General features: G+C 47.1%; 20 protein-coding genes, 5 tRNA genes and 1 rRNA gene. 13 read left to right on the top strand and 13 right to left on the bottom strand.

Translation table 11 applies throughout. From position 1 onward, the window contains the following. Positions 1-157 precede the first annotated feature (157 nt). The 7 genes from rsiW to MY7_RS00110 all read right to left on the bottom strand — a co-directional run bounded on the left by rsiW (position 158) and on the right by MY7_RS00110 (position 1,999). Positions 158-784, bottom strand: a complete 627-nt coding sequence (rsiW, locus tag MY7_RS00140; protein WP_003156765.1) for an anti-sigma-W factor RsiW — start codon at positions 782-784, stop codon at positions 158-160. 13 nt (positions 785-797) lie between these two features. After that, positions 798-1,361 (bottom strand): RNA polymerase sigma factor SigW, encoded by a 564-nt coding sequence (gene sigW, locus MY7_RS00135; protein ID WP_003156766.1) that lies wholly within the window; start codon positions 1,359-1,361, stop codon positions 798-800. Between the two features lie 230 nt (positions 1,362-1,591). Then, positions 1,592-1,663, bottom strand: a tRNA-Gln gene (locus MY7_RS00130). 4 nt (positions 1,664-1,667) lie between these two features. Then, a tRNA-Tyr gene (locus MY7_RS00125) sits at positions 1,668-1,752 on the bottom strand. Positions 1,753-1,770: 18 nt separating this feature from the next. Continuing rightward, a tRNA-Thr gene (locus tag MY7_RS00120) sits at positions 1,771-1,843 on the bottom strand. Positions 1,844-1,848: 5 nt separating this feature from the next. Continuing rightward, positions 1,849-1,924: transfer RNA gene (locus MY7_RS00115), tRNA-Val, on the bottom strand. Positions 1,925-1,927: 3 nt separating this feature from the next. Continuing rightward, positions 1,928-1,999 (bottom strand) — tRNA-Glu (locus tag MY7_RS00110). A 180-nt stretch (positions 2,000-2,179) separates the two neighbouring features. Between MY7_RS00110 and MY7_RS00105 the strand changes: the two genes are divergently transcribed. From MY7_RS00105 to MY7_RS00050, 12 genes are all read left to right on the top strand, one after another. Beyond that, complete coding sequence (locus MY7_RS00105) at positions 2,180-2,632, top strand: DUF523 domain-containing protein (protein WP_003156767.1); 453 nt, start codon at positions 2,180-2,182, stop codon at positions 2,630-2,632. A gap of 18 nt (positions 2,633-2,650) precedes the next feature. Further along, positions 2,651-3,127: a GNAT family N-acetyltransferase gene (locus MY7_RS00100; RefSeq protein WP_007609070.1), complete on the top strand. Its 477-nt coding sequence runs from the start codon at positions 2,651-2,653 to the stop codon at positions 3,125-3,127. Positions 3,128-3,226: 99 nt separating this feature from the next. After that, entirely contained in the window at positions 3,227-4,156 is a 930-nt protein-coding gene (gene murQ, locus MY7_RS00095) for an N-acetylmuramic acid 6-phosphate etherase (RefSeq protein ID WP_007609059.1), read from the top strand. Positions 4,157-4,284: 128 nt separating this feature from the next. After that, on the top strand, positions 4,285-5,652 hold the full coding sequence (locus tag MY7_RS00090) for a PTS transporter subunit EIIC (protein WP_007609058.1): 1,368 nt from the start codon (positions 4,285-4,287) through the stop codon (positions 5,650-5,652). An 18-nt stretch (positions 5,653-5,670) separates the two neighbouring features. Then, a complete protein-coding gene (pbp4b, locus tag MY7_RS00085; RefSeq protein ID WP_007609057.1) occupies positions 5,671-6,954 on the top strand; it encodes a penicillin binding protein PBP4B in 1,284 nt (427 codons plus the stop codon). 46 nt (positions 6,955-7,000) lie between these two features. Continuing rightward, on the top strand, positions 7,001-8,914 hold the full coding sequence (locus MY7_RS00080) for a glycoside hydrolase family 3 protein (RefSeq protein WP_007609056.1): 1,914 nt from the start codon (positions 7,001-7,003) through the stop codon (positions 8,912-8,914). A 15-nt stretch (positions 8,915-8,929) separates the two neighbouring features. Then, positions 8,930-10,174 carry an exo-beta-N-acetylmuramidase NamZ family protein gene (locus MY7_RS00075; protein WP_007609055.1) on the top strand — a complete coding sequence of 415 codons (1,245 nt, stop codon included), beginning with the start codon at positions 8,930-8,932 and terminating at the stop codon, positions 10,172-10,174. 137 nt (positions 10,175-10,311) lie between these two features. Beyond that, complete coding sequence (gene btr / locus MY7_RS00070; protein ID WP_007609053.1) at positions 10,312-11,907, top strand: bacillibactin transport transcriptional regulator Btr; 1,596 nt, start codon at positions 10,312-10,314, stop codon at positions 11,905-11,907. Positions 11,908-11,994: 87 nt separating this feature from the next. Then, on the top strand, positions 11,995-12,951 hold the full coding sequence (locus MY7_RS00065; RefSeq protein ID WP_007609052.1) for an iron-hydroxamate ABC transporter substrate-binding protein: 957 nt from the start codon (positions 11,995-11,997) through the stop codon (positions 12,949-12,951). A 19-nt stretch (positions 12,952-12,970) separates the two neighbouring features. Next, a complete protein-coding gene (locus MY7_RS00060) occupies positions 12,971-13,978 on the top strand; it encodes a FecCD family ABC transporter permease (protein ID WP_007609051.1) in 1,008 nt (335 codons plus the stop codon). A gap of 1 nt (position 13,979) precedes the next feature. Next, positions 13,980-14,990: an iron ABC transporter permease FeuC gene (gene feuC / locus MY7_RS00055; RefSeq protein ID WP_007609050.1), complete on the top strand. Its 1,011-nt coding sequence runs from the start codon at positions 13,980-13,982 to the stop codon at positions 14,988-14,990. Next, positions 14,987-15,739: an alpha/beta hydrolase gene (locus MY7_RS00050; RefSeq protein WP_029326109.1), complete on the top strand. Its 753-nt coding sequence runs from the start codon at positions 14,987-14,989 to the stop codon at positions 15,737-15,739. The genes feuC and MY7_RS00050 overlap by 4 nt, the downstream gene beginning before the upstream one ends. Here the strand turns inward: MY7_RS00050 and MY7_RS00045 are convergent. The 5 genes from MY7_RS00045 to MY7_RS00025 all read right to left on the bottom strand — a co-directional run bounded on the left by MY7_RS00045 (position 15,728) and on the right by MY7_RS00025 (position 21,721). After that, positions 15,728-16,669, bottom strand: a complete 942-nt coding sequence (locus MY7_RS00045) for a bile acid:sodium symporter family protein (protein WP_152529880.1) — start codon at positions 16,667-16,669, stop codon at positions 15,728-15,730. The genes MY7_RS00050 and MY7_RS00045 overlap by 12 nt on opposite strands. 150 nt (positions 16,670-16,819) lie before the next feature. Beyond that, the gene (locus tag MY7_RS00040) at positions 16,820-18,253 is read right to left on the bottom strand and encodes a SulP family inorganic anion transporter (RefSeq protein ID WP_029326111.1); all 1,434 of its coding nucleotides are present in this window, start codon (positions 18,251-18,253) and stop codon (positions 16,820-16,822) included. Between the two features lie 231 nt (positions 18,254-18,484). Next, positions 18,485-19,531 (bottom strand): zinc-dependent alcohol dehydrogenase, encoded by a 1,047-nt coding sequence (locus MY7_RS00035; RefSeq protein ID WP_007609039.1) that lies wholly within the window; start codon positions 19,529-19,531, stop codon positions 18,485-18,487. Continuing rightward, positions 19,506-20,456 carry an inositol monophosphatase family protein gene (locus tag MY7_RS00030; protein WP_007609037.1) on the bottom strand — a complete coding sequence of 317 codons (951 nt, stop codon included), beginning with the start codon at positions 20,454-20,456 and terminating at the stop codon, positions 19,506-19,508. Before MY7_RS00030 ends, MY7_RS00035 begins: the two co-directional genes overlap by 26 nt. Beyond that, on the bottom strand, positions 20,453-21,721 hold the full coding sequence (locus MY7_RS00025; RefSeq protein ID WP_029326112.1) for an aspartate aminotransferase family protein: 1,269 nt from the start codon (positions 21,719-21,721) through the stop codon (positions 20,453-20,455). The genes MY7_RS00030 and MY7_RS00025 overlap by 4 nt, the downstream gene beginning before the upstream one ends. 228 nt (positions 21,722-21,949) lie before the next feature. On the opposite strand from MY7_RS00025, the gene MY7_RS00020 reads away from it, so the two are divergent. Continuing rightward, on the top strand, positions 21,950-23,161 hold the full coding sequence (locus MY7_RS00020) for an MFS transporter (RefSeq protein ID WP_029326113.1): 1,212 nt from the start codon (positions 21,950-21,952) through the stop codon (positions 23,159-23,161). A gap of 98 nt (positions 23,162-23,259) precedes the next feature. Here the strand turns inward: MY7_RS00020 and rrf are convergent. Continuing rightward, positions 23,260-23,375 (bottom strand): 5S ribosomal RNA (gene rrf, locus MY7_RS00015). Positions 23,376-23,419 lie beyond the last annotated feature (44 nt).

The raw sequence follows: 23,419 nt of genomic DNA, 5'->3' as shown, positions 1-23,419 counted from the left end.
CCTCCAAGAATTCAGTCATTTCGTTTTTCTGTTATGAATTGTGCTGCATGAGCAATATGTACATCATATAGCGTGCTCATTATACCACATTTTGATTTCTCAAGTGAAATGAGCCAGCGCGGCGATGCACAAAAAAAGAGTAAAGCGATTATACGCTTTACTCATCTTCATTCGGGTCCAAAGCGCTCACGACGCCCTGGCCCGCCGATTTCAGTTCGTACCAGACCCAGTCAAACAATTGGTTAATCTCTTCAATCTGCCCGGTGACTTGTCCGGCTGAGGCCATGTATTTTTCTCCGTTGACGACGGTCACATTGCCGTCGACTTTTCCTTCAATGAACAGCTTGCCGTTTTTTACTGTGACATCGCCCTTTACAGTCTCGCCTTCAGGGACGGTGACCGTGTGATTCTGCACGACAAGGTTCGGCTGTTTGGACACACTGAAATTGTGGTCATTATGCCAGCTGTTGAAAAAACCGCCGCCCATTAAAATCACAAAAACCGCTGCGGCTGCAATCATCGGATGAGTTTTGATCCATCGTTTTACAGAAGCGCGTTTTTTCTCTTTTGGAAGATTCGCCATAACTTTGGCAGTAAAATCAGCAGGGGCCGTGACATGCGATGTGCTTCGGACGAGTGCTACGGATTTCTCCATTTCATGAAAATGCCGTTTGCAATTCCCGCATGACTGCAAATGTTGTTTTAATACGTTTTCATCTTCAGGAAGGATATCTCCATCAAGATGCTTATGCATAAGCTGCACGATCTGTTCAGGACAGCTCATTTCATCACCCCACTTAAAGATCCCTCAATTGTTTTCTAAGAGCCTCTCTGCCTCTGTGTATCCTTGTCTTGACGGTGCCGACAGGGATATTCAGAATCTCCCCGATTTCAATTAAAGAGAGTTCGTCAATATACTTTAATACAATAACCGTTCTGTACTTGTCAGGCAGCTTTAAAATCTTTTTCTGAATTGTGTCCGACAGCTCCAATGACAATACGGCGTCTTCAGGGAGAACCCCGTCCGCGGCGATCTGCGAATACATCGTCAGCCCTTCTGCTCCCGCTACTTCTGCGTCCAGATAGTAATCAGGCTTTTTCTTGCGGATTCGGTCAATGGTCAGGTTGGTCGCAATTCTGTAAAGCCACGTTGAGAACTTTCTGTTGATATCGAAACTGTCGATATTGACATACGCTCTGATAAAAGCTTCCTGCGCAATATCTTCCGCTTCGTGAACATTGCCGAGCATGCGGTAGCAAAGCTGGTAAATCTTATCTTTATAAAGGTCAACGATTTCTGCAAACGCATTTTGATCGCCTTTTTTGACTTGCTTGATTCTTTTTTTAATCAGGTTTTCCATGTTTTATCTTACCTCTGCCCTTCACCGGTCTGTATCTATACGTTGTTTGTTTTAAAAGGTTTCATTTTTTTATTACATTTATTTTACCAAATTTCAGGCAGGGTGTAGATGGAAAATACAGAATATACTGCCTTAACAGCAGCTTAAAAATAGTATATCTGATGAACAATCAGAAATTGAAACAAAATGCTGATAAAAAAAAGACACCTTTATGCAAAAGGTGTCTGAGACTGGGCTAGCTGGATTCGAACCAACGCATGACGGAGTCAAAGTCCGTTGCCTTACCGCTTGGCTATAGCCCAAAAATGGTGGAGGGGGGCAGATTCGAACTGCCGAACCCTGAGGGAGCGGATTTACAGTCCGCCGCGTTTAGCCACTTCGCTACCCCTCCGTATTTTTTGGAAAACAGTGCCGGCCAGAGGACTTGAACCCCCAACCTACTGATTACAAGTCAGTTGCTCTACCAATTGAGCTAGGCCGGCAAATATGGTGGAGGATGACGGGCTCGAACCGCCGACCCTCTGCTTGTAAGGCAGATGCTCTCCCAGCTGAGCTAATCCTCCATATGACCCGTACGGGATTCGAACCCGTGTTACCGCCGTGAAAGGGCGGTGTCTTAACCGCTTGACCAACGGGCCGTTGTGTCCGCGTCGAGCTGACAAAAGTTATTATATACAGGTTGCACCCCATTTGTAAAGAGAAAAATTATTTTTTTTATTTTCAAACTTTTTTACCCGTTTTTTAACTGAAAAACTCATCCCTTCTCTCTTATTTCATTTATGATGAAAGTATCAAAATATTGAAGGGAATGGACACAGATGATCTTAGTCAGCTCTTGTCTCGGCGGTATCGAATGCAGGTATAACGGCTCTCACGCCGCTTCGGAAAAAATCCGCAGACTCGTAGAAGAAAAGAAAGCTGTTATGGTCTGCCCCGAACTTTTGGGCGGCTTCACCACTCCCCGCGAACCGGCGGAAATCATCGGCGGTACGGGCGAAGACGTGCTGAACGGAACAGCAAGAATCGTAACGGCATCAGGCGAAGACGTTACGGCTTTATATATGGACGGCGCGGAAAAAACGTTAGCATACGCAAAAGAAATAGGCGCCGCAACGGTCATCCTTAAAGAAAACAGTCCGTCCTGCGGCAGCAGCTTTATCTATGACGGCACTTTCTCAGGAAAAAAAATACTCGGAGACGGCATCACTTCCGCTCTTTTAAAACGGGCAGGCTGCCGTGTTCTATCAGAAGATGAATTGGATCAATTATAAAAAAGGAGAGTAGATATCATGGATGTAGCCCTGTCCTTTTATAAACCGGAGCATGCAGACGGGCTGAACGGGTTTGTGCTGAGTGAAGAAGATAAAAAGTTCACAGCTCTGCCGATAGATGTCCTGCCGCAGGCTCTCGTCATCCGGGATCGCTACCCGACAGTCATTTTAAAAGAAGACCGCCCCGTCGGTTTTTTCATTTTACATACCTCAAAAGAAACCATTGCCCCGTATTCGAACAATGTGTCTGCCATTTTGCTGAGTGCGCTGTCCTTACATGCGCCGCATCAGGGAAAAGGTTATGCCAAACAAGCGATGCTGCAGCTCCCCGCTTTTGTCGCAAATTACTTTCCTTGGTGTGATGAAATCGTGCTTGCTGTGAACCATCGCAATCATCGTGCAAAGAACCTGTACCGGTCTTCCGGTTTTATTGATAAAGGTCGTCGCACGATCGGCCCCATCGGCGAACAGCACATTCTGCATCATTTTTTGTGAAAGCGCTTGATTATTCATCTCATCCCTGCCGATTTTTCTTGAAACATCTATTCAGAAGCCCATATACTTCAAGTATTAACGACTTGGGAGGGTACAATCATGACAGACCGGCTTAACATTCACAGATTGACCACAGAAACCAGAAATCCGCAGACCGCTTCAATCCATCAAGCAGACACGATGGAAATTCTCCGCATCATTAACCAAGAGGATTTCAAAGTGGCTGAAGCCGTTCAGCAGGTGCTGCCCGATATTCAGATTGCCGTTCAATTCGCCCATCAGTCCTTACGGCGAAACGGCAGGCTGATTTATGCGGGAGCGGGCACAAGCGGCAGGCTCGGTGTACTGGATGCGGTTGAATGCCCGCCTACATACAGCGTAAGTCCCGACACCGTCATCGGTCTGATGGCCGGAGGGGCAGACGCCTTTTTGCAAGCGGCTGAAGGTATAGAAGACAGCGAGGAAACCGGCGCTCTCGATCTCAAAACGATCGGGCTTACCGCAGAAGACACCGTGATCGCCATCGCGGCAAGCGGGCGCACGCCGTATGCGGCCGGTGCGCTGAAATACGCAAGAACAATCGGCGCCAAAACCGTCGCACTCACATGCAATAAGGACTCGTTGATCAGCACTTATGCCGATCACAGCATTGAAGTCGTCGTCGGCCCCGAAGTGATTACAGGGTCAACACGAATGAAAGCGGCGACGGCACATAAAATGATTCTGAACATGATTTCCACGGCCGTGATGATCAAAAGCGGCAAAGTGTACGAAAATTTAATGGTGGACGTTCATGTCAGCAACGAAAAATTGAAAGAACGCGCAATCGGCATTATCCAAAGCATCACGGGCGTTCCGTACGACAAGGCAAAAGAAATGCTTGAGGCCGCAGGCAGCCATGTCAAAACGGCAATCGTCATGCTGAAGACGAATTCGGATGAAACACACGCGAAGGCACTGCTCAAAGAATCAGACGGCTTCATTGATAAAGCCATTGAACAGCACCTTTCAAAAGAAAAAGAACGCTGATCGTTCTTTGGTGAAAAATAATGTGCTTTTACGAGCCCGCGCCGTTTTCATGATCGGCGCAGGCGCTTTTAGGACGCGTTTCAGGCACAGCTCCCCGGGAAAAATCGTACGGAAAAAGGAGGATCTCCATGAGCAAAGAGGCATTTTATCAGTCACTGGCCAAAGATATCCTGGACAATTGCGGCGGTTCATCGAATATCTCAGGCTTTACCCACTGTATGACACGCCTGAGGATTACGCCTTTAGATCAGGACAAAACGGATATTGAAGCGCTGAAACGGCTGGACGGGGTCATAGGTGTCGTCGAAGCTGAAACACTGCAGATCATTCTCGGCACGGGTGTCGTCAATCATGTCGCCGACGCTTTCGCAAAACTTATGCCATCCGGAAAAAACATTGATTTAAAAGAAGCCGCCTCACGAAAAAAAGCCGATCTCAACAGAAAAAACACCACACCCATCAAACTGTTTCTGAGAAAAATATCAAGCATCTTCATTCCCCTTATTCCCGCACTCATTGCATCAGGTTTAATCACCGGTATTACGAAAGCCGTCATTCAGGCCGGCTGGCTCCCGAAAGAATCCCAAATCGCACTTATTTTAACGGTTATCGGTTCAGGCTTATTCGCATACCTCGGCGTCCTTGTCGGCATCAATGCGGCGAAGGAATTCGGCGGGACTCCCGCGATGGGCGGCCTTGCGGGTATATTGATCCTTAACCCTGAAATCGCCAATATCAGTTTGTTCGGAGAGAATCTGCTCCCTGGCAGGGGAGGATTAATCGGCGTTCTTTTCGCTGCGGTTTTTATCGCTTATACCGAACGGTTTATCAGAAAGTACGTCCATCAATCCATCGACATTATCGTCACGCCTACATTGTCTTTACTTATCACCGGGCTGGTGACATATGTCGTTTTTATCCCTGCAGGCGGTTTTATTTCTGATCTGATTACATCAGGTTTATTGTCGCTGCTGAATGTCGGGGGAGTGCTCTCAGGGTTTGTACTGGGAGCCGCCTTCCTGCCGCTTGTCGTCACCGGCCTGCATCAGGGCTTGACTCCCGTACATTTGGAATTAATCCGATCAATCGGAGATGACCCGCTTCTTCCGATTCTCGCGATGGGAGGCGCGGGTCAAGTAGGGGCGGCCTTCGCCATCTTTATGAAAACAAAAAAAGCCTCATTAAAAAGAGCGATCGGCGGCGGACTTCCATCCGGTCTGCTCGGAATCGGGGAGCCGCTTATCTTCGGCGTCACGCTCCCGCTCGGCCGGCCGTTTTTGACGGCGTGTTTAGGGGCGGGTATCGGCGGCGCCTTTCAAGCCCATTTTCAAGTGGCTACTTTTTCAATCGGTGTCTCCGGCCTTCCGCTCTCGTTTCTCGTACAGCCGGCTCAAATCGTTTTGTATATCATCGGTCTCTTCATCTCTTACGCGGCGGGCTTTGTCTTCACTTATGCGTTCGGATTTAAGGATGACATGGCTGCTGAATTTGAATAAACCGGGAGGGATCAGAATATGAAAACACTGACAGCCGCCATACTCACAATGGTCATCAGCCTCTCTTTTCTGCCGCAGCACAAAGCCGAAGCCCAATCCAAATTATACGACGCAGCAAAGCTCAGAAAGGTTGATCAAATGATTGAAAAAGACATCGCAGCAGGATTCCCCGGAGCCGTCCTCGTCGTCGTAAAGGACGGACGGGTGATCAAAAAGAAAGCATACGGCTACAGCAAAAAATATGACGGGAACACCCTTTTATCCCGTCCGAAAAAAATGAAAACATCAACCATGTTTGATTTAGCTTCCAATACAAAAATGTACGCGGCCAATTTTGCATTACAGCGACTCGTCAGCCAGGGAAAGCTTGATGTGTATCAAAAAGTCTCGGCTTACCTTCCTGATTTCAAAGACAGAAAAAGCGATCCGATTCAAGAAAAAGACCGCATTCGCGTCATCGATGTGCTCCAGCATCAATCCGGTCTGCCGGCAAGCTTTTATTTCTATCAGCCGGACACCGCAGGCCCTTTATATTCACAAGAACGGGATAAAACGATCCGTTTTCTCACCCAAATCCCGCTTGAATACAAACCGGGAACAAAACACGTATACAGCGATATCGGTTACATGCTTCTCGGCTGCATCATTGAAAGCATAACCGGAAAAACCCTTGATACCTATGCGGAACAAGAACTGTACAAACCGCTGAAACTGACGCACACACTGTTCAACCCGCTGCAAAAAGGTTTTAAAGAAAAAGCATTCGCAGCTACTGAACGTTTAGGCAACACACGTGACGGAGTCATCCATTTCCCTCACATCAGGACGTATACGCTGCAGGGGGAAGTTCACGATGAAAAAGCATTTTACTCCATGGGAGGGGTGTCCGGTCACGCCGGGCTGTTTTCCAGAGCTGATGATATGGCCGTCCTTCTTCAAGTCATGCTGAACGGAGGCAGTTATAAACACGTTTCTCTCTTCAGTAAAAGAACGGCCGATTTGTTCACAACGGCGGCATCCTCTGATCCGACTTTCGCTCTCGGCTGGCGGAAAAACGGCAGCCCGGATATGGAGTGGATGTTCGGCCCTTATGCAAGCAGGCAGGCATATGGCCATACAGGATGGACCGGCACCATCACGATTATTGATCCCGCTTATAAGCTGGGGATCGCACTTTTGACCAATAAAAAGCATTCCCCCGTCGTCAGTCCCGGTGAAAATCCGAATGTTTTTGAAGGGGATCTTTTCCCGACCGGAAGCTACGGCAGCGTTATAAGAACGATTTATGAAGCCATTGAATGACAACCCATGTCTTTTGTCCAAACTATGACGGCAGGAGGGCACCATCATGAAACTTGTCATCTCAGCTGTATTACTGTTGTTCATTGTTTTCGGCACGCATCATGCATCGACAAAACCGGACATTCCGTCACAGGCGGAACAAGCGGTATCCCGTATGACATTAGATGAAAAATTAGGGCAGATGCTCATGCCTGACTTTCGTAATTGGCAAAAAAAGGGGCAGTCATCACCTGAGGCTCTTACCCAAATGAATGATGAAGTCGCAGGGCTTATTCAAAAGTACCGGTTCGGCGGCGTTCTCTTATTTGCAGAAAATGTAAAAAACACTGAGCAAACGGTACGCCTGACAAATGCCTTTCAAAAGGCGAGCCCTGACATTCCGCTATTATTAAGCATTGATCAGGAGGGCGGCATCGTAACTAGACTTGGTGAAGGCACTCATTTCCCAGGCAATATGGCGCTCGGAGCCGCGAGAAAAACAGCCTACGCGTCCCAGACCGGCGCCATTATCGGCAAAGAACTGAAAGCACTGGGCATTAATACGAATTTCGCTCCCGTTCTCGATATCAATAATAATCCCGGAAACCCTGTCATCGGCGTCAGGTCGTTCAGTTCAGACCGTGATCTGACAGCTTCACTCGGCCTTGCCTCAATGAAGGCTCAGCAAAAGCAGGATGTCGCTGCCGCCGTCAAACATTTCCCGGGACACGGCGACACGGATGTCGACAGCCACTACGGCCTTCCGCTTGTCACCCACAATCAAGAAAGACTGCGTCAGATTGAACTTTATCCGTTCCGGAAGGCCATTCAGGCCGGAGCTGATATGATCATGACAGCCCATGTGCAATTTCCCGCTTTTGACGATACAACCTATAAAAGCAAGCTGGACGGTTCAGACATTCTCGTACCCGCCACACTCTCGAAAAAAGTGATGACTCATCTTCTCCGTGAAGAAATGGGATTTAACGGTGTCATCGTTACGGATGCATTAAATATGAAAGCCATTGCCGATCATTTCGGCCAGGAAGAGGCGGTCGTCATGGCAGTAAAAGCAGGAGTCGATATTGCCCTGATGCCGGCCCAAGTGACATCGCTGCAAACGGAAAACCGCTTTGCCCGGGTTCATTCCGCTTTAAAAAAGGCGGTACAAAAAGGTGAAATTCCGTTGCAGCAAATTAACAAATCAGCGGAACGCATCATTTCCCTGAAAATAAAACGAGGGATATATCCCGCCCCGAAAGAGCCAAATCTGAAAAAGAAGATTGCAAAAGCAAAGAAAACCGTCGGCAGCAAAAATCACCTGAAAGCTGAAAAACAAATCGCGGAAAGGTCCGTCACCGTCTTACAAAACAAAAACCGCACGCTCCCATTCAAACCGGAAAAGAACAGCCGCGTTCTCATTGCCGCTCCTTATGAAGATCAGACAGCGTCAATGGAGCAAACCATTCGGCAGCTCATCAAGAAGAAAAAAATCCGGCCGGTAACCATCAGTAAAATGAACTTCGCCGAGCGCACATTTCATGATGAGCACAAAAAGCTGGTATCCGACGCTGATTACGTGATTACAGGCTCATATGTCGTAAAAAATGATCCTGTCGTAAACGACGGCGTCATTGACGATTCCGTCACAGATCCCGGCAAGTGGACGACTGCATTTCCGCGGGCCGTCATGAAAGCCGCACAATCGAACAAAAAACCCTTTGTGCTGATGAGCCTGCGTAATCCATATGACGCTGCGAACTTTGAAGAAGCTGAAGCCCTTATCGCAGTCTACGGCTTTAAAGGATTTACAGACGGACAATTTCTCCAGCCAAACATTCCGGCAGGCGTTGAAGCGATATTCGGACAGACAAAACCGCAAGGCAGGCTGCCCGCTGACATTCCTTCCGTCACTCATCCGGGAACGACACTCTATCCTTATGGTTTCGGTATCAATCTGAAGACCGGAAAACCGCTTTAAACAGGAGGACAGATCATGAAAACACAAACGGCTGCGCTTCTTGCCGGATTAGTCGTCATCAGTGCTATGACGGCAGTCTCGGCGGCTTCTGACAGAAACCTTCATACCGCCAAGAAACCAAGCATCCAAACAGGCATCGACCGCCTGCTGAAAGATTATAAACAGGAACTGAAGGGAAAAAGGGTCGGGCTGATCACCAACCCGACCGGTGTGAACAATTCATTGAAAAGCAGCGTTGACGTGCTGTATGAGGCACCAGACATCCATTTAACGGCATTATTCGGACCGGAGCACGGTGTCCGCGGCGATGCTCAGGCCGGAGACAAAGTCACATCCTATATAGACGAAAAAACAGGGCTTCCCGTCTACAGCCTGTACGGGGAAACGAGGAAACCGACGCCTGACATGCTGAAAGATACGGATGTGCTGATTTTCGATATTCAGGATGTCGGAACACGATACTACACCTACATTTATACAATGGCCTATGCCATGGAAGCGGCCAAAGAAAAAGGCATTCCTTTTTATGTATTGGACCGGCCGAATCCGCAAGGCGGACGAAATCCGGACGGCCCGGTTCTTGAACCGGATTACGCTTCATTTGTCGGACTGTATCCGATCCCGCTGAAGCACGGCATGACGATCGGTGAGCTTGCTCTTTTATTCAATAAAGAGTTTCATATTGGCGCCGACCTCACCGTCGTAAAAATGAAGCGCTGGAAGCGGACGATGACGATTGAAGATACCGGTCTGCCGTTCGTCCTCCCTTCGCCTAATATCCCGACCCCGGACAGCATATTCGCATATTCGGCGACAGGACTAATCGAAGGCACAAACGTATCCGAAGGAAGGGGCACGACAAAGCCGTTTGAACTTATCGGCGCGCCTTATATGAAAAGCACCGAGCTCGAAGAACGCCTGAACAGTCTCAAGCTTCCGGGCGTCGCCTTCAGAGCCGCATCATTTACCCCCAGCTTCTCCAAGCACCAGGGCAAGCTGTGCCACGGCGTTCAAGTCTACGTAACAAACAGAAACACATTTGAAGCGGCAAAAACAGGGCTTTCCATTCTGAAAACCATGCATGACTTATATCCGAATGACTTTTCCTTCTTGCTGACAGGCTCTTTTGACAAGCTGATCGGTAACGGCTGGGTACGCAAAAAAATAGAAAAAGGCGCTTCCATTGAAGACATCACCAACACATATCAACGCCGGCTGGACCAATTCAAAACTCTAAGAAAACAATACCTCATATACTGACAACATTCGTGTTACACGTGTAACATTTTGACGCATTTCACATTTCCGCTTTTTATAGGAAAACATTCATTTATTTGGTACAATTTAAATGATAACAGTTATCATTTAAATGAATGTTTCCTAAAAGGTGGTTTCTCATGAAAAACACATTATTCTTTCAGCCCATTGATATCATCTCCGTAAAAAAAACAGCCGACCTTCTGTCAGAGCATCAGCTCACTGATTCCCCCGTATTGATCTTTCATGTGAAAGGCGAGGGACAAATTGATATCGGAACAGACAGCTTTCCGCTGCAGAAGGAAACGCTCTACATCTGTCCTTGTGATGAGACATTCAATATTGCCCCTATATCGTCAGGCGGCATCCATTTGTATATCGTCAGACTCCGTGTTTTCTCCTCTTCATCAGATGATGAAGCGATGCTTCCGGATAATGGGGAAGACATCTTCCACGGACTTCAGCAAATGAATTTACAAACGGTTGATCATTTGACAAGCCGGCTTCAGTCACTTTCTGAAAACGTGCGATCGGCGGATGCATTGCAGAAAATGAAATATACAGCCGACTTTCAGCAGCTGATGTACGACCTTTATGCCGCAAAAGTATGCCATCAAAATAATACGAAAGCGGCGATCGAACAGACAAAACAATTCATACATGCTCAGTCCGACACAAAAATCACGCTCACCCAGCTCGCTCATATGGCGGGAATCAGTCCCAAGCATTACAGTGAAACCTTTAAAAAACTATACGGGCAGAGCGTAACTGAATATATCACAGACATCCGCATAACCAATGCGAAAAAACTGATGGCCAAGGCAAACTGCAAACTGCGGGAAATCGCTCATCAAATCGGCTACCAGGACGAATTTTATTTCAGCCGCATCTTTAAAAAACATACCGGCAGCTCACCTACAAGCTATATGAAAAAAAGGCGCACAAAAATGGCCGCTTACGGAAAAGAAACGATGGGGCATCTGATTCCTCTGCATCACGTGCCTTACGCTGCGGCGCTGCACCCGAAATGGACGGCCTATTATTACAAACAATTCTCTTCCGATATTCCGGTTCACCTGAGTGCTTACCGCTATAATGCAAATTGGGAAGAGAACTTGCACACGCTTTCCCAAGCTGCCCCGGACATCATTTTCAGTCTTGATTCTGTCAGTGAAGAAGAAAAACAGCGCCTGAATGACATCACTGAAGTTTTTTACCTTCCGGCTCAAGAGAATTGGAGAGACCAGTTTCTTAGCACAGCCGCATATTTGAATGAAGAGCAGGAAGCGCGGCACTGGCTTAAAGCTTATCAAAGTCTCGCCCATTCAGCGAAAGATGCTCTTAAACACGTGCGGCATCAGCGGTTCTTATTTATCCGTGTATATAAAGAAAATATGTACATCGCCCATAACAACAGTATTGAGGATGTCTTCTTCGGTGATTTAGGCTTTGCCTCCGCAAAACCGGAATCTTTTGCTCCTGACGAAAAGATTTCCTTAGAAATGCTGGCGGATTGCCAGGCTGACTGCATCATGCTTTTCACTTGTAAAGAACCGGAAACGCTTCGTTATTTTCAGCGGATTCAGCAGACCGGAATATGGCAGAACCTTAGAGCCGTCAGCAATAAATGCGTGTTTCCCATATCATCTGACCCATGGATTGAATATTCTCCAAGCGGACATCAGCGGATGATCGAGCAAAGCATTTCCATTTTATCCGAAGATCGTCCATGGTAATACCGGAAATTATCCATGGTCTTATCCCTGTTCCTTCTCTATAATTCCAATTGATAATAGTTATCAATTGAACAGGAGGAACAATAGATGAAGAAATTGGCATTCGCTTTCATGATTTTGCTTTTGGCTTTCACGGCCGCGGCTTGCGGAAGCTCAGAAACATCCGATACAGCAAGTAAAGGAAAGGACGCTTCTTCAGATAAAAAGAAAATCGAATACCTCGGAAAAACATATGAAGTCAAAGCGCCGACTGACAAAATCGCCATTACAGGCAGCGTAGAGTCAATGGAAGACGCCAAATTGCTTGACGTTCATCCGGCAGGAGCAATTTCTTTCTCCGGCAAATCCCCGGAACTGTTTAAAGATATTACAGATAAATCCGTATCAACGGGGGAAAAAATGCAGCCGAATACGGAAAAAATTCTTGAGCTGCAGCCGGACGTCATTCTGGCATCAACCAAATTCCCGGAAAAAACGTTGAAAAAATTGAGCGGCACCGCCGAAACGATCCCTGTCTCTCATATCTCATCAAACTGGAAAGAAAACATGATGCTGCTCGCCCAGCTTACAGATAAAGAGAAAAAAGCGAAAGAAATCATCGCAGATTACGAACAGGACCTGAAAAAGACAAAAACAAAGATCAACAGCAAAGCGAAACAGTCAAACGCGCTGGTCATCAGAATCAGACAAGGCAATATTTATATTTATCCTGAACAAGTATATTTCAACTCCACGCTTTACGGTGATTTAGGCCTGAAGGCGCCGGACGAAGTCAAAGCGGCGAAAGCGCAAGAACTGATTTCTCTTGAAAAATTAAGCGAAATGAACCCTGACCACATCTTTGTACAATTCTCTGATGACGAAAACGCAGATAAGCCGGACGCTTTGAAAGACTTAGAGAAAAATCCGATCTGGAAGAGCCTGACGGCAGTCAAAAAAGACCATGTATACGTCAATACGATCGATCCATTAGCCCAAGGCGGAACCGCTTGGAGTAAAATCCGCTTCTTACAGGTTGCGGCTGACAAATTGACTCAAGACTAATAAAGAGTAGGTTTTTCACATGTATGCAAAACGGCGGACACACATTATTATCATTGCTTCACCGATTGCCATTGTTCTGTCACTGCTGCTTTCCGTTTTATACGGTGCAAAGCAGCTTGACTTCCATACCGTGTTCTCCGCATTGCTGCACTTTAATCCGGAGAATACCGACCATCAGATCATATGGCATTCAAGAATCCCGAGGGCTGCCGGCGCTATGTTTATCGGCGCCGCCCTTGCTGTTTCCGGAGCGCTCATGCAGGGAATCACACGGAACTATCTGGCCTCGCCTTCGATCATGGGTGTGTCGGACGGCTCCGCTTTTATCATCACCCTTTGCATGGTATTGCTCCCTCAATCGACATCCATTGAAATGATCATATACTCGTTTATCGGTTCCGCATTCGGCGCCGCTCTTGTTTTCGGGCTGGCCTCCATTCTTCCCGGCGGTTTTACCCCGGTGCAGCTTGCCATTATCGGAACGGTGACCAGTATGCTTCTCAGCAGTCTGTCGGCTGCGCTTTCGATTTATTTTCAAATTTCGCAGGATCTCAGTTTTTGGTACAGTGCGAGACTGCATCAAATGAACCCTGATTTTTTGAAACTGGCCGTCCCGTTTTTTGCGATCGGAATCATCACGGCCATGATTCTCAGCAAAAAGGTCACTGCCGTATCATTAGGAGACGACATTTCAAAAAGTCTGGGACAGCAGAAAAGAACCATCAAACTCATGGCGATGGCGGCCGTTGTCATATTGACCGGAAGCTCGGTGGCACTCGCCGGAAAAATTGCCTTTGTCGGTTTGGTCGTTCCGCACATCACACGTTTTCTCGTCGGATCGGACTACAGCAGGCTGATCCCATGCGCGTGCATCATCGGCGGCGTCTTCCTGACCCTTTGCGATCTTGCCAGCCGATTCATCAATTATCCGTTTGAGACGCCTATTGAAGTTGTCACTTCTATCATCGGTGTTCCTTTCTTTCTTTATTTGATTAAAAGAAAAGGAGGGGATCAGCGTGGTGCGTAAAATGGCCGGAATTTATATCATTCTGATTGCTCTCATATTGCTCGTAAGCTATTTCAGCATGACAAGCGGTTCTTTTTCCGCAAAGCCGGGTGAACTGCTCAGTACGCTTTTCCGCATCCATCCGAATCCGCAATATGACATTTTGCTGTTTCAGCTGAGGCTGCCGCGCATTGTCATGGCGGCTGCCATCGGACTCGGGTTGGGGATAGCCGGAGCCGTTATTCAGGCCATTACCAAAAACGGTCTTGCCGATCCCGGTATTTTGGGCATAAATGCAGGAGCCGGAGCCGGAATCGTCACGTTTATGCTTCTGTTTCAGGGACAATCTGAAGCGACGGCACTTGCCTCTGCGATGGGTATGCCTGTCTTCGGCCTCATCGGAGGATTGATGGCGGCCGTGCTGATCTATATTTTCGCCTGGCACCGGGGGCATCTGGAATCGGGCAGAATTATTCTCGTCGGGATCGCCATGAACTCCGGATTCAGCGCGCTGTCTTTATTTCTTTCATTAAAAATGGACCCGCAGGATTATGAGATGGCGATGGTTTGGAAAAACGGCAGCATCTGGTCGGCAAACTGGCTGACCATTACGGCGATCCTTCCGTGGCTGATCTTGTTCATTCCTCTTCTTATGGCGAAAACGTCATTGCTGGATACCATTCGTTTCGATGAGGACACGGTGAAAAGCCTCGGTGTTTCAACCAATAAAGAAAAAACGATTTTACTCATTGCCTGCATCGCTTTGATCAGCGCATGTGTAACCGCAGCGGGCAGCATGGCATTTGTCGGACTGATCGCGCCCCATATTTCCCGCAGGCTCGCCGGGATTGAGCACAGATACTCATTACCGGTCAGCGGATTGGTCGGTATGCTCCTCGTCATATCCGCCGACTTTGCGGGCAAATTGTTCTTTCAGCCTTCAGAAGTGCCGGCGGGAATTATTCTTGCGATTCTCGGCGTTCCTTATTTCTTTTTTCTTCTGTTTAAGCAGAAGAAGGGGCTGGATGCATGAGAGGCACCCTTACAGAACACCGGATAAACGGAAAGGAATGCACTGTGTATCTTCCTCCCTCTTATTCGGTTCAAACAGGGGCTTTACCCTGTGTGTACGTACTGGACGGGGGTTCTTTGTTTTTAGAACAGATGGATAAGCTTGAATCCCAATTTGCGAACGGAACACTTCCCGAATTGATTTTCATCGGCATCAAACCGGCTGACAGGCTCGATGAGTACACGCCGTGGCCCGCGCCTTCCCTGAGCCCTGCGTTTCATGATTTCGGCGGCAAAGGGAGGCTCTTTCTCGAGGAGCTGACAGATGCCATCATTCCCACTTTAGAAGATATGCATCACATTTCTGCACATTCGGAAACGAGAGGCCTGATCGGCGCGTCATTAGGCGGACTGTTTTCGGTGTACGCGATGTTACAGAAGCCTGAAATATTCGGCAGAATCGGCTGTATTTCCGGTTCCTTCTGGTATGAAAAATCAGCAGAGTATGTCCGCTCCGCATCTTTGCGTCCGGCACGGCGGCGTATCTATATGTCTGTCGGCAGCCGCGAAGCTGAGCATAAAAACAACATCCAAAACACCATGATCCGACAAAATCAAGACGTGCATGAAAGCCTGAGGCAAAAAGGCTTTTCTCAATCTCAGCTCTCTTTCACTGTTGAAGAAGGCACCGTGCACCATCAAGAAGCATTCAAACGACAATTCAAATCAGCACTAAGCTGGCTGTACGAAAAAAACCGCTCACGTAGCTGAGCGGTTTTTTTCATACTTCATCACGACCGGCTTAAGTTCAAAGCGTCTCAGCAAATAGCCGAACAAAGCGGCAAGGATTTGCTGAAAAAGCATTCCGATGACGACCGGAACCGCCACTTGAGACGGAAAGAAAGACACGGCAAGAACGGCTCCGGCGCTGATATTGCGCATGCCCCCTGTATAAATCAGAGACACGATTTCATCCTGGCTCCGCTTCATCAGTCTTCCGATCAGCCAAGCCACGGCATAACCCGTCATGGCAATAAAAAATACCATGCCTGCGATGCCCGCAAATTTGATATCCACGTGCGTGACATACGGCGCGATTTCCGAACTGTTAATGGCAATGACAATCATCAGACAGATTTTTGAAAAAGGAGACAGCGACCGGCTTATCGCTTGAGTCCTTACCGGCGGGGAAAACTGGTTGACTATCATCCCTGCGATGGATGGAATCACCACCATCTCCGCCAGCCCTTTCATCATCCCCCACAAATCCATCTGAACATTCGCCCCGGCCAGGACAGACAGGCTTAACGGTACGACAAAAGGAGAAAGTACGGTATCAACCAGGATAATAGACAGCGTCAATCCGACATTTCCCTTATACATCGCAGCCCAAATCAAACTCGTAATTCCGGTCGGAATCACCACACCCATAATCAGACCCGTCACAGTTAAAGGGTCACCGCTGAAAATCAGATGGCCGCTTCCCCATGCAAAAACAGGCATGAAAATATGCAGAACAAACAATGCCATGATCATCGGGAGCGGCTTCTCGATACTGCGCTTCAGCGATTGAAAATTGGCACTCAGACTGCCCGTAAATGTAATAAATGCAAATATCCACGGCACAGCGCCGGCCATCCAGCTGATATGCTGAGATAACAGCACACCCGCCGCCACACTTGACGGAGTCAAAAGCGGCATGATTCTCCCCAACACTTGGTTCAACTTCTGAAGCCACATCATATGCAAGTCTCCTATATACGGTTTTCAAGTCTCATTCATTATAACAATGCACCCCGGCAAATTTAACCGAAAAAAAGCCCGGATATATTCATCCGGACTTCACAAATTCTATGCCATTTGTTTCATTAAATCTCGGCTTTTCTGATTTAATCCCTTTAATTCAGCCTCAATTCCGTATTCTTTACATTTGGTGACAATTTTCTCAAGAGCCGCCGCTCCCGAATCATCCCACACATGGGCATCGGTCAAATCAATGACAATCCGCTTCACGTCTTCATCATAAACGATGGCATTCATCAGTTCAGACACGGAAGCAAAAAAGATCTGTCCCGTTACCTTATATGTTCTGACATCTTTCTGTTCGGAATGTGACACAATCTTCAGCTTAGAAATTTTCGCCGTAAAAAAGATCGCGCTTAGCAGCACACCCGCGAAGACACCCTTTGATAAATCATTTGTCAGGACGACCGTCACGACGGTAATAACCATAACGATCGAATCAGTAAGGGGCGCTTTCCGCAAACCTTTAATCGATGACCAGTCGAACGTGCCGATGGACACCATAACCATCACGGCCACCAGCGCAGCCATCGGAATTTTCACGACGATACCGCTTAATACGGCAATTAAAAACATTAAAAACGCTCCGGCCGTAAAAGCCGATAACCGGCCGCGTCCGCCGGCTTTCGTATTAATGACAGACTGGCCGATCATGGCGCATCCGGCCATGCCTCCGAAAAATCCGTTCACAATATTGGCGATGCCTTGTCCGCGGCTTTCTTTGTTCTTATCACTATCCGTATCCGTCATTTCATCAATGATCTGGGCTGTCAGCAACGACTCAAGCAATCCGACGAATGCAAGCGCCAGAGAATATGGGAAAATAATCCGCAATGTCTCAAACGTCCACGGAACATCCGGTATCAAGAAATGCGGAAGTGAACTTGTAATCCCACCCATATCACCGACCGTGCGGACATCCGCATGGAAGACCACCGCAATGATCGTCATGACAATAATCGCCACCAGCGGAGACGGCACAGCCGTCGTAACCTTCGGCAATAGATATATGATAACCAGTGATCCGGCAAGCATCGCGTACATGACCCATGAAGCTCCTTTGAACTGCGGCAGCTGCGCAGAAAAAATCAAGATCGCCAAAGCATTCACAAATCCGATCATGACCGAACGCGGAATAAATTTCATCAATTTCGCTATTTTACTGACACCAAGAATAAATTGAATAATACCTGTCAAAATGGTTGCCGCAAACAAATACTGCAGCCCGTAATCAGCCACCAATGTCACCATGACAACCGCCATTGAACCCGTAGCGGCTGAAATCATTCCCGGTCTGCCGCCGAAGATAGAAATAATAATCGCGATACAAAATGATGCATAAAGGCCGACCATCGGATCGACACCTGCAATAATTGAAAATCCGATCGCCTCAGGGATCAGAGCGAGAGCAACCAGAATACCGGCCAGAATGTCTTTACGGACATTCCCGAACCATTGCTGCTGTAACGTATAATCTTTCAAATGATAACGACTCCTTTTCACTATAAAAATCCGCACCCTATCAGTTGGAAACATTGATTTTCATCTGGGGAATATGAGGCAAGCTTACGGGGAAAAAGAGGACACGCTCAGAGTATAATGTCATTGAGGAAAGGAATTGTTAACAAAGAGTATCATATTAAACTTTAAAGAAATGTGCAAGACCGTATAAATAAGAAAAGAAAACGGCTCTCACTGGAGCCGTTTCCGCTTTTATAAAAGTTCCGGATCAGACACAAGAATCGTTTTTATTGCGCTGATATCTTTTCTTTCTTTTGTCACCAGGTCGATGCCCATGAGATGATCAATGGCTTCTTCATAATTCTTCAGTTCCGTCTTTTCCGTAATAAGATCATAGAGCTGCGGAAGGTCGGACGCGCATGCTAACGCGGCTTCCATGATCTGGCGGGCTTCACCTGTGCCCACAATCGTCACGCCGTTTGACAGCAGCTGGTATGGCCTGACCGTCATCTCATACGTATCATCAAAGCCCATCGGCACGATTCTGCCTCCCTTTTCAATGAAAGGATAAGCCCAATCAAGCTGGTTGCCGATGGCGTCAAAAATCACATCAAATTTTCTTCCTTGATTAATCCGTTTCACTTCATCCACGGTTAATGCTTCAGGGTGATAGACATAATCCGATATCCGGCTCGCCGCCTCGCTTCGGAAACTGCCTATTTCAGTCGCAACCGTCAATCGCGCCAGTTTTTTCACCATCATTTGCACAAGCAGTCCGATCGGTCCGGACCCCAAAACCAAGACCGAGTCCTCCGGCTGAATCGAAGCCTTGTCCACAACATTCAGTACACAGGAGAGAGGCTCAACCAATGTGGCCCGCTCCCATTCCATTGAATCCGGAATTCTGTACATGAACCTGTCTTCCCCCACGTAATATTCCGCAAACGTTCCGTGCGCCCCGATTCCGAGCTGCCAATCCTCGAAGGTTTCGCAATAACACGTCAGCCCTCTCCGGCAATAATGACATTTCCCGCAAAACTGCGTAGGATCTATCACGACGCGGTCTCCGACTTTTACATTTGTCACGTCCGGTCCGATCTCCACGACCGCTCCCACCGATTCATGCCCCATAATCATATGATGGGTTGCATTCATTTTTCCTTTCAGCACATTTAAGTCCGTTCCGCAGATACCAGTGCCGAAAATTTTCACTTTCACATCATTGGATTTCCGAATTTGAGGCTCGTCCACCTCTTGATATTCAAGCTTATCATTAGGAGTCCAGACCAACGCCTTCATATTTCTCTTCCTTTCTGCCCCAGCGGATTTGGTCTAACAATGTTTGATGAAGCTCTTTCGTTGATGCCGCAATACATGATTGCTGATTCTGATAACTTAAATCTGTCAGAAGTGTTTCGTCCAAAGACCGGCCGTATGCATCCGTAATGATCACTCCCGCCTTCTTCGCCAAAAAGACGCTTGCGGCAATATCATAAGGAAACAAATGCAGCACCTGCCCGTTCCCGACCTGCTGAAAATCTGAAAGCAGCTTCGGATCATCTTTCAGCAGACGATTGCCGATATCCACATAAGCATCCATCTGCCCCGTAATAATTCGTGAAATCGAATAAGAAGCGCTGTTGAAAACAAAAACCCCGCCATTATTGGCTGACTGGTCAATCAGATGGCCGTATGCGTCCGTCATCAGCTGCGCCGGATGCCCGTTAAATTCAAGGCTCCAAAACATATTTTTAATATCCCGAACTCCGCTCAAATTCGGCAATTCTCCATGATACCCTTCAAAATGAATGGCATCGCTGTATATATCACCGTACATATAAGCGCCTGATTTCAATTCAAGTAAAAAAGCAAATTCGATATCCTTAATCTTTGCGTTTGGCTTATACGAAGCAAGCGCAATCGAAATACACGACATTTCAAGTCCCGCGGCGGCCGGGCGCGTTCCGTCTATCGGATCTACAATTAAAATATATTGCGGATCTTCTCCAATCAGCTTCAGGCCGCCATCCTCCGTGTAAAAAGCAACCGGATGGCCCTTTTCTTGAATATAATCCAGCACCGCCTCCTCAGCAGCGGCGTCTATGTTAAATTGGGCGTCGCCTCCCGGGGAATAGCCGTTTACGAGCCGGTTTTTCAGCGTGCCTTTTTGATTTTTCACCTTTTGATAAACAAATTGTCCAAGCTCAATGATATAGTCTCTCACTTGATTTCCTCCAATAGCTTGCGAAGTCTGTAGCAGAGCACTTCGGCTTCACTAAGTGTTATGGTTAAAGGCGGACGGATTTTAAATACATTTCCGAATCCGTAACGGGATGTCCGGAGAATCAGCCCGTAATCCATTGCCCGTTTAGCAATATAATTGGTCAGCTCCACATCCGGTTCATTGTTCTCTTTAACAATCTCCACACCGATCATAAGACCGACGCCTCTTACCTCAGAAATAAAAGCGAAATCCTCTTTCATCGTTTCTAAGCGATCCATAATATAATGACCGACCGTCGTTACATTTTCCAAAAATCCCGGGCGCTGCATAATATCTATGGTTTTACACGCGGCAGCGGCGGCCATCACATTTGAGCCGTACGTGAAGGAGTGCGTATACCCCGGAAGCCCGGTATACTTGTCCTCCGTCAGAGTGGCGGCGACTTGGAAGCCTGTGCCCCCGAGCCCTTTTGCTACCGTCATCATATTAGGTTTCACATCGAAGTGGTCCGCGGCAAACATTTTGCCCGTCCGTCCGAATCCAGTCTGAATTTCATCAAAAATCAGAGCGATATCATGTTCATCACAAAGCTTTCTCAGCTGTTTAAAATACTCTTTAGGCGGAACGACATTTCCACCGTTTCCGGATATCGGTTCAATAATCATGGCGGCAATTTTTCCATTGCTCGCATACTCAATAAAATCATTAATTCTCTCTACGCACAGCATACCGCATGAATCAGGTTTCTGATTATAGAAACAGCGGCTGCAATAGGGATCGGGGACTTGCAGGCCAAAAGAAATTTGCGGCGGGAAAGGTTCTTTTCTGAATGAGTTGCCGGACAAAGCGGAAGTCATATACGTTTGTCCGAGGTGGCTTCGAAATAAGGAGATGACATCGGTTTTTCCGGAGTAATACTGAGCCATTTTAATAGCTCCTTCATTTGCACCGGAACCGCTGCTGACTTTAGGGTGTACTTTTGTGAGATTATCGGGGGCGATTTCTGCTAGTTTTTCTGCCAGTTTATTTACGGCGTCTGTTTGAAAAGATGATGTTACATGGATCAGCTTATCGGCTTGTTCTTTAACCGTATCAATGACCTCTTTGTTACCGTATCCTAAATTCAAGTTAAACGTGGCAGAGGCGCAATCAATGTACTCATTTCCCTCTTGATCGTACAGGTAAATCCCTTCTCCGCGCTCCATTACTACATCGTCAACACTGTAATACAAGCTGTCTGGATTCGTGATTTCCTTCGTTCCCACAAATACCACCCCTATGAAATTATTAGAATTTCGCTTTTTATCGTATTAATAATTGAAAATAATGTCAACGTTCTTTCTTGTAAAAAATGTTAACAATTTGTTAACGTTACCATAAGGGATGTACGAGAAAAAGTTATGTGATATAGTAACAATACTTGGATTTTTTGTAAAAACATCATGTCATACGAGTAGAGAGAAATATGATTTTACCAATAAGGAGATAAAATGATGAAAACTCGTCTGCTGTGGATAAGCTGTTTTTCTTATGGATCGATTGCTTTTACACTTGTTATTCTGGGAGCCGTACTGCCTGAGTTACTCACACATTATTCACAAAGCTACAGTAATGGCGGAGTACTGGTCTTCTCTCAGTTCATGGGCTTTCTCATCGGTGTCATCGGAATGCCTTACATGGTGAAAAAGCTTGGGCGCAAAAACGTCGTTATCTTTGGCCTGGCCCTCATCAGCTGTGAAATGTTCATCACCTTCCTGCCGCCCTGGCCGCTGCTCTTTCTTCTCGTCAGCATCGCAGGGCTTGGCGCCGGACTGGTGGAATCCTGCGTAGGCACGATCATCCTCACCGCTATTAAAGAAAGACAGGCTGTGGCCATGAGCAAGATGGAAGTGGCCTACGGATTAGGTGCGCTGTTCATGCCTCTGCTCTCAGGCTTTCTTATCAACAACCACATGTGGACAATTGCTTTTTTAGTATTAGGGTTATCCAGTTTTGCACTATTAATCGCATGGAAGCAGATGAGTTTCGGCAGTATTGATCAGCTTCTCATCCGCAAAGAGGTCTCTTCCGATGACACTAAAAAAGAAAGCCCCGGTTATCGGTCACACGGATTGCTGTTTATTGCCTTGGCGGGTGCTTACTTCTTCTTTTACGGCGGCAGTGAAGTTTCCATTGTACATTTTATCCCCTCCATCTTCGCTGAGAAATGGGATATCCCCAACTCTTTGGCAACGATAACAGTTACAGTGTATTGGACGGGCATGATCATCGGAAGGTTATTAACAGGCCCGGTATCAGAAAAGCTGACATATCATCGTTATCTCCGTCTCATAAGCATTGGCGGTCTGGCTGCACTTACCGTATTAGCATTAAGCAAAAACGTATGGTTCGGTTTTGCCCTTTGCTTCTTTTTAGGGCTGTTCATGGCAGGCATGTTTGCAATAGCCCTAATCATCACGAATCATTTTTATCCCGGAAAGACAGAAACGACTACCAGTATTCTGCTCGCTTCAAACGGATTAGGAGGCTCACTCCTTCCGATCGCCGTCGGCTGGAGCTTAGATGAATATCCCGTACAAACTGCGTTCTGGCTGTTTACTGCACTGATGCTCCTTATGCTGCTGATTGTGTTCAGTTTAAGAATGCTCGAGACAATAAAATCAAACAATCTTCAACATCACAACAGCAAAGCAAAATCAATGTAAACAAAAAAGCTAATGCCTTTGAAAGGCATTAGCTGCTATATATATCTATGTGATCTTTCATATAAAAAACCCAGTTCATGATGAACTGGGTTAAGATAGCTTGGCGGCGTCCTACTCTCACAGGGGGAAACCCCCGACTACCATCGGCGCTGAAGAGCTTAACTTCCGTGTTCGGCATGGGAACGGGTGTGACCTCTTCGCTATCGCCACCAAACCATTGAGAGTGTTCTCTCAAAACTAGATAACAGTAAGCATACA

The sequence above is a fragment of the Bacillus sp. 5B6 genome, assembly GCF_000259405.1.
In the GTDB taxonomy this organism is placed as follows: domain Bacteria; phylum Bacillota; class Bacilli; order Bacillales; family Bacillaceae; genus Bacillus; species Bacillus velezensis.
Note: the sequence above shows the minus strand (reverse complement) of the source record. Positions and strands in the feature narration are given on the sequence as shown.